The sequence below is a fragment of the Capnocytophaga sp. oral taxon 412 str. F0487 genome, assembly GCF_000271925.1.
GTDB classification, from domain to species: domain Bacteria; phylum Bacteroidota; class Bacteroidia; order Flavobacteriales; family Flavobacteriaceae; genus Capnocytophaga; species Capnocytophaga ochracea.
The window spans coordinates 16,549-29,328 of record NZ_AJZR01000007.1 but is presented as its reverse complement, the minus strand read 5'-3'; the positions used below and the strand labels follow the sequence as shown (position 1 = coordinate 29,328).

General features: G+C 39.4%; 8 protein-coding genes. 4 read left to right on the top strand and 4 right to left on the bottom strand.

Going from position 1 to position 12,780, the window contains the following annotated elements; all coding sequences use genetic code 11:
* Positions 1 to 173: 173 nt before the first annotated feature.
* From HMPREF1321_RS01530 to purE, 4 genes are read right to left on the bottom strand one after another with little or no spacing between them, the layout of a single operon-like run.
* On the bottom strand, positions 174 to 1,163 hold the full coding sequence (locus tag HMPREF1321_RS01530) for an aspartate-semialdehyde dehydrogenase (RefSeq protein ID WP_009421058.1): 990 nt from the start codon (positions 1,161 to 1,163) through the stop codon (positions 174 to 176).
* A gap of 19 nt (positions 1,164 to 1,182) precedes the next feature.
* The gene (locus HMPREF1321_RS01525) at positions 1,183 to 3,111 is read right to left on the bottom strand and encodes a LysM peptidoglycan-binding domain-containing protein (protein ID WP_009421045.1); all 1,929 of its coding nucleotides are present in this window, start codon (positions 3,109 to 3,111) and stop codon (positions 1,183 to 1,185) included.
* 59 nt (positions 3,112 to 3,170) lie between these two features.
* A complete protein-coding gene (gene guaA / locus HMPREF1321_RS01520; protein ID WP_009421048.1) occupies positions 3,171 to 4,718 on the bottom strand; it encodes a glutamine-hydrolyzing GMP synthase in 1,548 nt (515 codons plus the stop codon).
* Positions 4,711 to 5,196 (bottom strand): 5-(carboxyamino)imidazole ribonucleotide mutase, encoded by a 486-nt coding sequence (purE, locus tag HMPREF1321_RS01515; RefSeq protein ID WP_009421055.1) that lies wholly within the window; start codon positions 5,194 to 5,196, stop codon positions 4,711 to 4,713. The genes guaA and purE overlap by 8 nt, the downstream gene beginning before the upstream one ends.
* A gap of 913 nt (positions 5,197 to 6,109) precedes the next feature.
* On the opposite strand from purE, the gene clpB reads away from it, so the two are divergent.
* From clpB to gldI, 4 genes are all read left to right on the top strand, one after another.
* Complete coding sequence (clpB, locus tag HMPREF1321_RS01510; RefSeq protein WP_009421046.1) at positions 6,110 to 8,716, top strand: ATP-dependent chaperone ClpB; 2,607 nt, start codon at positions 6,110 to 6,112, stop codon at positions 8,714 to 8,716.
* A 153-nt stretch (positions 8,717 to 8,869) separates the two neighbouring features.
* Positions 8,870 to 10,774, top strand: coding sequence for a molecular chaperone DnaK (dnaK, locus tag HMPREF1321_RS01505; RefSeq protein ID WP_034575453.1), 1,905 nt, complete (start codon positions 8,870 to 8,872; stop codon positions 10,772 to 10,774).
* 395 nt (positions 10,775 to 11,169) lie between these two features.
* Positions 11,170 to 12,177: a DHH family phosphoesterase gene (locus tag HMPREF1321_RS01500; RefSeq protein WP_009421054.1), complete on the top strand. Its 1,008-nt coding sequence runs from the start codon at positions 11,170 to 11,172 to the stop codon at positions 12,175 to 12,177.
* Between the two features lie 6 nt (positions 12,178 to 12,183).
* Positions 12,184 to 12,756 carry a gliding motility-associated peptidyl-prolyl isomerase GldI gene (gldI, locus tag HMPREF1321_RS01495; protein WP_009421051.1) on the top strand — a complete coding sequence of 191 codons (573 nt, stop codon included), beginning with the start codon at positions 12,184 to 12,186 and terminating at the stop codon, positions 12,754 to 12,756.
* Positions 12,757 to 12,780: the final 24 nt, after the last annotated feature.

Below are 12,780 nucleotides of genomic sequence, written 5' to 3'. Positions count from 1 at the left end.
TAACCTTTTTCCTAACCTCCAAAATTTTTATACATTTTTTTTGAAGAAAAATTTTAATAATTTGGTAAGTAATTGATTATAAGATTTATAAAATTTTATATATTTTATTTTCTTATTATCAATGTAACACTTTTATATTTTCTAAACATTAATACTTTTCAAATACATCGTTACTACAACAGTTTATGTGCGATGAGATACTCAGCAATCTGTATGGTATTAGTAGCAGCTCCTTTGCGCAGGTTATCAGCTACTACCCATAAGTTAAGAGTATTAGGTTGTGACTCGTCACGACGGATACGCCCTACAAATACGTCATCCTTGCCGTGAGCGTACAGTGGCATGGGGTAAGTATTCGTATCAGTGTTATCCTGCACCTTAATCCCAGGCGATTGTGCTAAGAGTGCACGCACTTCATCAATATTAAAATCCTTTTTCAATTCTACATTCACCGCTTCGCTATGTCCACCTACTACCGGTATGCGTACCGCTGTAGCCGTTACTGCTATACTGTCGTCTCGGAGTATCTTTTTAGTTTCACGCACCAATTTCATTTCTTCCTTGGTATAACCATTATCCTCAAACACGTCACAATGAGGAATCGCATTGCGGTGTATTTGGTAGTGATAAGCCATCTCGCCTTTTTCACCTTTGTATTCGTTTTCTAACTGACGTACGGCTTTCACTCCTGTACCTGTAATCGACTGGTAAGTAGAGACTACCACACGCTTGATACCGTATTTCTTTTGTAAAGGAGCTAAAGCTACGAGCATCTGTATCGTAGAACAATTAGGGTTTGCAATAATCTTATCGTCTTTCGTAAGCACATCGGCATTGATTTCAGGAATTACTAATTTTTTAGTGTCGTCCATACGCCACGCCGATGAGTTATCTACCACTGTTGTCCCTACTTGGGCAAACTTAGGTGCCCATTCTTTAGAGACGGTAGCTCCTGCTGAAAAAAGAGCTAAATCGGGTTTGAGCGATATGGCTTGTTGTAAGCCTATCACAGTATATTCAGTTCCTTGAAAAGTAATTTTCTTCCCTACTGACTTCTCTGATGCTACGGGAATTAATTCAGTTACAGGAAATTTGTGTTCTGCAAGTACTTCTAACATCACGTTACCTACCATTCCGGTAACGCCTACTACTGCTACTCTCATTTTTAATTATAATTTTGTTTTATTTTAATTCTTTTACTTCCATATTGTCATACTGTACAATATATACGCCTTGGTTTTCATAGCCACCACCTTTATAGAAATTTTTTAGGTAAGCAAATTTATTCTCTAAGTAAGAAGTCTCTCCTATACGTGTATTGGCACTAGTAAGATTGCCCGATACTCCCAAACGCAATACAGCATCCATAGTAAGGTCAAACCCGCGAATAGCATACTTATTAGGTAGAATACCATAAGTCTTTAAATATCGCGCAGAAAAACTATCTGTACCATTAGAATATTTATTTACAGTAGGATAAGTAAAACGTAAATCGGATAGCTGGTTGTTAGAAAGGTTATTAGAATCGTATACTGAACCTCTATCCACAGTCGCCAACATAATCTTAGGGAAGGTGTTGTTCCTTTTAGATTTAAGCGCATTGTGCAACAAACGCACTGCCATCGACACGTAACCTATATCATTCGACTGTAATAACACTACATTTTCCTTGTTGTAGTTTAGAGCATTAACAAATCCATTAGCCGACATTTCGGTTACTACCTTAGCATTAGGGAATGAACGCTCTAATTTCTCACGCAAAGAACTATTCTTGCTATCAGCTAAGATAATCATATTCTCATCTGAATAGTTTTTATTCAGATAGTCAATCATTTGTGCTTGCAACACCTCATCGTTCGGTAAGGTCTGATACACATTAGGATTGAGAGTTATATTCTTATTAGATAAAGGAGCTAATAATATCGTATTGTTATTTGTAACCAATGATGCTAAAGTATTAAACGATTTGGTGGTAAAAGGACCTATTACTACTTGTGAGTTCTGTACTGAAGCGTTAGAAGCTATCTTCTTTAAATCACCTTCACTATCGTATACGTTCACTTTAAACTTATATCCCATTTTTTGAAGAGAGTCCAAAGCTATTAGAGCTCCTGAATAGAAATCGGTAGCCACAGGAGTTAGTTTATTTTCAGTAAGTCTAGATTTTATAATAGCAACTTGCCCAGTGCTGACATCTGATAGTTTAAAAGGTAAAATATAAGATATCTCCTTCACATTGGCTGGTGAAGATGCTGAACGCAAGGTATTGTTAGAATTCTGAAAGTTGTAGTTTGCTGTATTATTCAGTGAAGCACTTTTATAGTGTTCGTAATTCTCTTTGGGTATCCATATTTGAGCATCGCTTTTTAATCCATCTTTAAGACTAGGATTTAGTTTCACAAGCTCAGCTTCCGATAAACCGAACTTGCGTTCTAAGCTGTAAAATCCTTCCCCTCTCTCCACAAGGTAAAGCACCACTTCTTTCTTAGTATTAGGGCGAGCTGGTGGTTCAGGCTCTGTACTATCGGTAGAAGAGGCTGGCACCCAGATTTCTTGCCCTTCTCTTATACTATTAGGGTTGAAACCTTTTTCGTTTTTGTTCAGCTTTTCCAATTCCTCTACACTCACATTGTGATTTTTAGCAATGCGCCAAAGTGTTTCTTGCGGTTTTACTACGTACCGCTTTTGTCCTTGTACGCTTTTCTGTACCATTTCAGCTGTTTTGCTAAATAGTGGAATAGTAATGCGCTCACCCTCTTGTAACTCTCTTATATAGAGGTCTAAATTATAACGCTTTAAATCATCAATAGTGATGTTGTATTTTTGCGACAGACCAAAGAAAGTCTCACCTCCTTTTACCAAATGAGTTGTAAACCCTACAGGACGTTGGGTATTGTAATGCTTCACTTTACTAATAGGAATATTAATGGTCATTCCCTTTTGTACTCCATCTTTAAGCCCTGGATTGAGTTTTAAGATGTCAGCGGGCGAAAAGCGATAGGTCTTAGCTATATTTTCAATACTTTCATAGTTATTTGCTGTGTACGTTTGCGGTTGTGCATAGGCAACTCCTAAGCACAATAACAAAGCTAATGTAAAAAGTTGTTTCATAATATTGTCTTATGATTTAATTTTTTAGTGTTAATTGATAATTCTAAATTGTTTATTGTCTATTCCCATTCTATCGTGGCAGGCGGTTTACTGCTGATATCGTACACCACACGGTTTACGCCTTTCACCTTATTGATAATATCGTTAGACACTTTTTGCAGAAATTTATAAGGTAAGTCTACCCAATCTGCCGTCATACCGTCTATGCTTTCCACAGCGCGCAAGGCTACCACACGCTCGTAGGTACGTTCGTCTCCCATTACTCCCACACTGTTGATAGGCAGTAAAATAGCCCCTGCTTGCCACACTTTGTCGTATAGGTTATTTTCTTTCAGTGCGTTGATGAATATAGCATCTACTTCTTGCAAAATAGTTACCTTTTCGGCAGTAATATCTCCCAAAATGCGGATAGCCAATCCAGGTCCTGGAAAAGGGTGTCTGCCTAATAGTTCATCGCTGATGCCTAAACTGCGTCCTACTCTTCGCACTTCATCTTTGAAGAGCATACGCAAAGGCTCTACTACTTTCAATTTCATATAGTCGGGTAAGCCTCCTACGTTATGATGTGATTTGATAGTCGCTGAAGGTCCCTTTACTGATAGTGATTCAATCACGTCAGGATAAATAGTGCCTTGTGCCAACCATTGAGCATCGGTAATTTTATGAGCCTCATCATCAAACACTTCAATAAAAACACGCCCTATGGTTTTGCGTTTCTCCTCGGGGTCGGTTTTGCCTGCTAAGGCAGTAAGGAAACGCGCTGAGGCATCTACACCCTTCACATTCAGTCCCATACCCTCATATTGTTTCAGTACGTTTTCGAACTCGTTTTTGCGTAAGAGTCCATTATTTACAAAAATACAATGTAATTGCTTGCCAATCGCTTTGTTAAGTAATACAGCAGTTACCGTAGAGTCTACTCCTCCCGATAAGCCTAATATCACTTTCTCATTACCCACTTGTGCTTTTAGCTGGGCAACCGTCATCTCTACAAAGTTGTCGGACGTCCAATTAGGGGTAAGTTTCGCTATTTTGAAAAGGAAGTTAGCTAATAGCTTCATTCCATCGGCTGAGTGGGTCACTTCGGGGTGAAACTGAATTGCGTAGGTTTCTTCTCCTTCTATGCGATAAGCCGCGTTCACTACATCAGGAGTACTCGCCAAACAAACCGCCCCAGTAGGCAATTGTTTGATAGTGTCACTATGGCTCATCCACACTACACTTCCTTCTGCAATCCCTTCAAAAAGAGGTTCATTAGGCTTAATATAGGTAAGGTGAGCACGCCCGTACTCTCGTATGTTCGAAGGGGCTACTTCACCACCGCCAAAGTGTGCCAAATACTGCGCTCCGTAACATACTGCCAAAAGGGGCTTTTTACCTTTCAGTGCTGATAGGTCTGGGTGCAAGGCTTCTGCACTACGCACCGAATAAGGCGAACCTGAGAGTATCACTGCCGAGAAGTCTTCTAAGTTCTCAGGCAAATGGTTGTAGGGGTGCATTTCGCAATACACGTTCAATTCGCGCACACGGCGTGCAATAAGTTGGGTATATTGCGAGCCAAAGTCTAATAATAAAAGACGTGAGCCCTGAAAAGTATCTTTATTCATCGTCGAGGGTTGCTGCGGCAGTAAGCACCGCTTGTTTCAAATTTTCTTTATAATCAATCATTTTTCGCAAGAGCTCAGCGTTGGCACTTGCCAATATTTGCACGGCTAATAAACCTGCGTTCTTAGCAGCATTTAAAGCTACGGTAGCCACAGGCACTCCGCCAGGCATTTGTAAGATAGAAAGGATAGAATCCCAACCGTCAATAGAGTTACTGCTTTTCACCGGCACACCTATCACAGGCAAAGGCGACATCGAGGCAACCATACCAGGTAAATGAGCTGCACCCCCTGCTCCCGCAATGATTACCTGAATGCCTTTTTTATGAGCGTTCTGACTGAACTCCATCAGCTTTTCAGGCGTGCGATGCGCCGATACGATATCTACCACAGTTGTGATACCAAAGGACTTGAGGATATCAATAGCGTCCTGCATCACAGGCAAATCACTCTTGCTTCCCATTACCACAGCTACTTTCATTTTGTCTATATTTTGGTGCAAAGGTACAAAAAAATATCAATTCGCAATATAAAGGCTTTATATTTTGTTTCTCCGTGCTACTTCCCTGCAACCTTGTCTTTCGCCATTCGCAACTCATCATTAATTTGGTATTATTAGTATTTTGGGTATTGTGGTATTAAATTCATCTTTGCGTTTTCTGCAAATACGCCTTGTCTTTTAGTCTAATAGCTATCTATACTTTTTTCTCTTGAAGAATGCTTATTTTTCTATTTACCTTTGCTCATCTCACATTTTTGTATCGCCACACTCCTCTTTTAAAAAGATTAGTTCTTTCTCTTATTTTTGTTTTTCTTCCACTTTAAATCCGCTTAAATCTCTTTTTTCTACTCATTCTTAACCCCTCATTATTAACTACTTATATACCCTTTCTATATCTATCTTCCAAGATTCGTATAAGCTTCCTATAAGCTCTGTATAAGCTACCACCACTCTCTCAACAGCTACTTTACCTCTTGTTTTTTACCTTTTACCTAAAATTTCTCTTCCGAATCTCTCCGTTATCTTCCGAACTCTCCAACCTGCCAAGTAACTGTTTTCATTCCTCCCCATATTTTCGGTAAGTGTTTTGGAGTAGAGGCACTATTTACTTTTTAGCTTCAAAAATAGATAGGTATCAGTACCTACCCGTTAATGAACAGAGATTCAATTAGTCACCGACATTTTGTCACTTGTTACACATTTCTTATCAAGTAGGTATTATTAAATAATAATCAGATTGTTAATTATTTTTAGATTTCTGTTTAATATTCTATTTGGTATAAAAATCCTTTTAAAAAACTGTCTTTTTGTCAGTTAAAAGCTGTTGGCACAACTCTTGCCCTATTGGGAGTGAACAAATCATAAAATGTTGAACACACTAAATTGAAAATATATGAATTTTAATAACTTTACTATCAAAGCACAAGAAGCGGTACAAACCGCTCAGCAAATAGCCCAACAGTATGGGCACCAGGAATTGCAAAACGAACATTTCTTCAAAGCTATTGAGCAGGTAGATGAGAACGTATTGCCTTTCCTATTCAAAAAATTGAATATCAACCGCGAGCAATTAAATAAGCAGTTAGAAACTGCTTTGCAAGGCTTTGCCAAAGTCAGCGGTGGCGATATGGGGCTCTCACGCGAAGCAAACACTATGCTCAACGAAGCTGCTAACATCGCTAAAAAATGGAACGACGAATATGTATCCTTAGAACACCTTATATTGGCTATTTTCAAATCAAACAGTAAAATCGCCCAAGCCCTCAAAAACCAAGGCGTAAGTGAAAAAGAGTTGGAGAAAGCTATTCAAGAATTGCGCAAAGGCGAACGCGTAACTTCGGCTTCAGCTGAAGATACTTATAATTCGCTCAACAAATACGCCAAAAACCTCAATCAGTTAGCCGATAGCGGGAAACTCGACCCTGTGATTGGTCGTGATGAGGAAATACGTCGTGTATTGCAAATTCTTTCACGCCGTACTAAGAACAACCCTATGTTGGTGGGTGAACCTGGGGTAGGTAAAACGGCTATAGCCGAAGGCTTAGCGCACCGTATTGTGAAAGGTGACGTACCTGAAAACCTAAAAGACAAGGTAATTTACTCTTTGGATATGGGTGCCCTTATCGCAGGTGCGAAGTACAAAGGTGAGTTTGAAGAACGACTCAAATCGGTAGTGAAAGAAGTAACTACCTCCGATGGCAATATCATTCTGTTTATAGATGAAATCCACACCCTTGTGGGAGCAGGAGGAGGCGAAGGTGCTATGGACGCTGCTAATATTTTAAAACCAGCCTTAGCACGTGGTGAACTCCGTGCCATTGGTGCCACTACTCTCGATGAGTACCAAAAGTACTTTGAGAAAGACAAAGCTCTGGAACGTCGTTTTCAAAAGGTAATGGTAGACGAACCAGATACCGAAAGTGCAATTTCTATCCTTCGGGGTATCAAAGAAAAATACGAAACTCACCACAAAGTGCGTATCAAAGACGAGGCGATTATCGCGGCAGTAGAGCTTTCTGAACGCTATATTACTAATCGTTTCTTACCCGATAAAGCAATAGACCTAATGGACGAGGCAGCTGCCAAGCTCCGTATGGAAATCAATTCTAAACCCGAAGAGTTAGACGTACTCGACCGTAAGATAATGCAACTCGAAATAGAAATTGAGGCTATCAAACGTGAGAAAGACGAAGATAAGCTCAAAATGCTATATGTAGATTTGGCAAATCTTAAAGAAGAACGTAACGCTATCAATGCTAAATGGCAGAGTGAAAAAAGCGTAATTGATGAAGTGCAAACCACTAAGGAAGCTATTGAGAAATACCGTTTGGAAGCCGATAGAGCTGAACGTGAAGGCGACTACGGTAAAGTAGCCGAATTGCGTTATGGAAAAATCAAAGAAGCGGAAGACAAGTTAGTGGAATTGCAAAAGAATTTAGACAGCAAATCACACGAAAATGCTCTTGTAAAAGAAGAAGTAACCGCCGAAGACATCGCTGAAGTAGTCGCAAAATGGACAGGTATACCTGTAGCTAAAATGTTACAAGGCGAACGCGAAAAACTCTTAAACTTAGAAAAAGAATTGCATCGTCGTGTAGTAGGTCAAGAAGAAGCCATCGAGGCAGTTTCTGATGCCATACGTCGTAGTCGTGCTGGTTTGCAAGACCCACGTCGTCCTATAGGTTCTTTTCTTTTCTTAGGAACTACGGGGGTAGGTAAAACCGAACTTGCCAAAGCTTTAGCCGAGTATCTATTCGACGATGAAAATGCAATGACGCGTATAGATATGAGTGAATATCAAGAGAAACACGCTGTTAGCCGATTAGTAGGTGCGCCTCCAGGATATGTGGGTTATGACGAAGGTGGTCAGCTTACTGAAGCTGTGCGTCGCCGTCCGTATTCCGTAATACTTTTAGACGAAATCGAAAAAGCTCACCCCGATACTTTCAACATCTTGTTGCAAGTACTCGACGAAGGTAGGCTTACTGACAACAAAGGTCGTACCGCCGACTTTAAGAATACGATTATCATTATGACCTCCAATATGGGTAGCCATATCATTCAAGAAACTTTTGAGAAGTATCCTAAGGATACCGAGCGCGCTATCGACGAGTCACGTGACGAGGTGTTACAACTCCTCAAACAAACTGTACGCCCTGAGTTTTTGAACCGTATAGACGACATTATAATGTTCACACCGCTCAACGCCAAGGATATCCGTAGTATTGTGCGTTTGCAATTGCAATCAGTGTTCCGTATGGTTGCCAAAGAAGGCATCTTGCTCGATGCCACCGATGAGGCTATTGATTACTTAGCACAAAAAGGTTTTGACCCTCAGTTTGGTGCTCGTCCAGTGAAACGTATCATTCAGAAAGAAGTGCTTAACAAGCTTTCTAAAGAAATTTTGAGTGGCACAGTACAACGCGATGCTGTCATCTTATTAGATGCTTTTGATAACCAATTGGTATTTAGAAATCAAACATCAGAAGATAAAAAATAGAAATTAGTTGTTAGTCGCTTGCTAACAACTAATGACTAAAAATGACAATTTGTCAGTTTTTAGCCCTTTGGCACAATCATTGACTGCTACTAGCTATGTAAGCGTAAGGCTTACAAAAATAATGTTGAACTTAAAAAAAACGATAATATTAATATGAGTAAGATTATAGGTATTGACTTAGGAACCACAAACTCTTGTGTTTCTGTAATGGAAGGTAATGACCCCGTGGTGATTACCAATGCCGAAGGTAAACGCACAACCCCTTCAGTGGTAGCTTTTACCGAAGGTGGCGAAATAAAAGTAGGTGACGCTGCTAAACGTCAGGCAGTTACCAACCCTAAAAACACGGTATATTCTATCAAGCGTTTTATGGGGAACAAGTTTTCTGAATTGGAAAAAGAAATCGCTCGTGTACCTTATAAAGTAGTACGTGGCGACAACGATACTCCTCGTGTGGATATAGACGGACGTTTGTATACTCCACAAGAAATCTCAGCTATGATTCTTCAAAAGATGAAGAAAACTGCAGAAGACTTCTTAGGACAACCCGTAACAAGCGCGGTAATTACTGTACCAGCTTACTTTAACGACGCTCAACGTCAAGCTACTAAAGAAGCAGGTGAAATCGCAGGCTTAAAAGTAGAACGTATCATCAACGAACCTACTGCCGCTGCATTGGCTTATGGCTTGGATAAAGACCATAGCGACCATAAGATTGTTGTATTCGACTTTGGTGGTGGTACTCACGATGTGTCTATCTTGGAACTTGGCGACGGCGTGTTTGAAGTACTCGCTACTGATGGTGATACCCACTTAGGAGGTGATGATGTAGATGAAAAAATCATCAACTGGCTTGCTGAAGAGTTTGAAAAAGAAGAACAAATCGACCTTCGTAAAGACCCTATGGCATTGCAACGTCTTAAAGAAGCTGCTGAAAAGGCTAAGATTGAACTTTCTTCAACTACTGAAACCGAAATCAATTTGCCTTATATCACTGCTACAGCTTCAGGTCCTAAACACTTGGTGCGCAAGCTCAGCCGTGCTAAATTTGAACAACTCATCGACGACCTAGTAAAACGCACAATTGAACCTTGCAAAAAAGCGTTAGAAAATGCAGGTCTCAGCGTAAATGATATCAACGAAGTAATCTTAGTAGGTGGTTCTACTCGTATTCCTGCCGTACAAGAAGCCGTTGAAAAATTCTTTGGTAAAAAACCTAATAAGAGCGTAAACCCTGATGAGGTAGTAGCTATTGGAGCCGCTATTCAAGGGGGCGTACTTACTGGTGATGTGAAAGATGTATTGCTTTTGGACGTTACTCCTCTTTCTTTGGGTATCGAAACTATGGGAGGTGTGATGACTAAACTGATAGAAGCCAATACCACTATCCCTACTAAAAAATCGCAAGTGTTCTCAACTGCTGCCGACAATCAGCCGAGTGTGGAAATTCACGTATTGCAAGGTGAAAGACCTATGGCAAACGACAACAAGACTATCGGTCGTTTCCACTTAGATGACATTCCTCCTGCTCCACGTGGCGTACCACAAATTGAGGTTACCTTCGATATCGATGCTAACGGTATCATCAACGTATCGGCAACTGATAAAGGTACAGGTAAGTCTCACAATATCCGTATAGAAGCATCTTCTGGACTTTCAAAAGAAGATATCGAGAAGATGAAACGCGAAGCCGAAGCCAATGCCGAAGCTGATAAGAAAGCCAAAGAAAAAGTAGATAAACTCAACGAAGCTGATGCGATGATATTCCAAACTGAAAAACAACTCAAAGAGTTTGGCGATAAAATCCCAGCCGACAAGAAAGGCACTATCGAGACTGCTCTTAGCGAACTTAAAACAGCTTACGATAGCAAAGACCTCAGCTCTATTGAAACTGCTTTGGGCAAAATCAATACTGCTTGGCAACAAGCCTCTGAGGACATCTACAAAGCCCAACAGGGAGGTGGTAGCTCTACCGCACAAGAGCAACCTAACACTGGTGGGGCACAAGACGTCAATACAGACAACGTTCAAGACGTAGATTTCGAAGAAGTAAAATAGCGGAGAGCCTCCGTAGGCAAATAATAACAGCCCCATCTAATAAATAATTAGGTGGGGCTCTTTATATAGCTTTTGCAGAAAGAATACTATACAATAGTTTTTCGTGTAATATTTTTGTAATTCTACAATAATCCTATCCCCTACTCTGTTTTCTTTTTATCATCAATTGATAATTATTTGTTACGCCAGCGGAACTAGTTGTTATCAATTGATAATTACTTATTATCGCTAAGAGTTCATTATCAACGAATATTCATTAAAAAACAAAATTATTTTTTTGTCATTAAAAATTAATTACTACCTTTGTCCTGCAAATTAATCATTTCTTTTTCAATTTTAAAATTTTTCAGATATGAAAACATTAAGAACAAATTAATGTCGTACTTTCGCACCCTATGAATATATATGATATAGAAAACGTTAAGCTACTACTTAAAAAACAGCTGAAAATAAGTATCATTCCTCACAAAAGCCCTGATGGAGATGCCATAGGGAGTTGCTTGGGATTATACTTGTATTTAAAGCAATTGCACCAAGATGTAACGGTGGTGTCGCCCAATGATTTTCCTGATTATTTAAAATGGTTACCCTCAGCCGATGAGATTCTCATCTATGACAATGCTCCTGAAAAGGCAAAAAAACAAATAGAAAACTCTACGCTCATCTTTACGCTTGATTTCAATTCACTTAAACGCGCTGATGGGCTCACACCTTTATTAGAAAGCTCGGCAGCTACATTTGTGATGATTGACCATCATCAAGCGCCTGAGGCTTATGCCAAAGTAACTTTCTCTAACCCCAATGCCAGCTCTACCTGCGCAATGGTATATTCGTTTATTGATGCAATGGGCGATAAAAACCAAATAGATAGAGAAATAGCTACTTGTTTGTACACAGGAATAATGACCGATACGGGAAATTTTAAATATCCCACCACTACTAGCAATACGCTAAAAATAGCTGCTTTTCTTATCGAAAAAGGAGCTAAAAACAGTCAGATTAACAGTAATGTGTTTGATAATAATTCATTTAACAAATTGCAATTACTGAGTGTAGTTCTGAAAAATATGACGTATTTAAAAGAGTACGACACGGCTTACACAACGCTTAGTTCGGAAGAACTACAACAATACGACTGCCAAAAAGGAGATACTGACGGTTTCGTAAATTATGGGCTTACCATTAAGAACACCAAGCTGGCAGTAATCTTCATTCAAGAAGGTGATTTTATAAAAATGTCGTTGCGTTCCAAAGATAATAACGATGTAAATCTGTTTGCACGCAAATATTTCAATGGCGGAGGGCACATCAATGCTGCAGGAGGTAGATTTGACGGTACAATGGAAGAAGCAGTAACTTATTTTAAACAAGTTTTGCCAGATTTTATTCACAAGAATATTTAAAATACAATGAATATACTCAAAAAAATAGCAATAATAATGGTTGCTGGCATAGTTTTCATAAGCTGTGCCGACCGACAAGCACGCCACCCTGTAACCAAGAAAACAAGTACCTTTTTAAAGGAATCGGCTAAGAAAAACAAAGCGCTATTAGCTTCAGAAGAAGCTCTTATTGATTCTATTATCAAAAAAGATACGCTCCACACCTTTATAGATTCACAACACGGTTTTAAATTCTATTACCTAAACCAAAATCCTAATACTGACTACACAGCACAGTTTGGCGATATCGTAACCTATGATTACAGTCTTTCGGATTTGCGGGGTAACGAACTCTACCAAGAGAAACCTGATGGTGATTATAAGTATAATGTAGATAAAGAAGAGGTATTCCAAGGGTTGCGTTCAGCACTAAAATTGCTAAAAGAGAAAGAAAGTGGTGTTTTCTTTTTCCCCTCGAGCGTAGCCTATGGTTATCGTGGTGATAAAGATAAAATAACTTTCAACCAGCCTATTATTGCCAAGATAGAGGTTTTTAAAATTGAAAAGAACAAAGAGAAAATAGAACCACGACCTGAATAAGTAGAAATTTTAATTAATTTTATA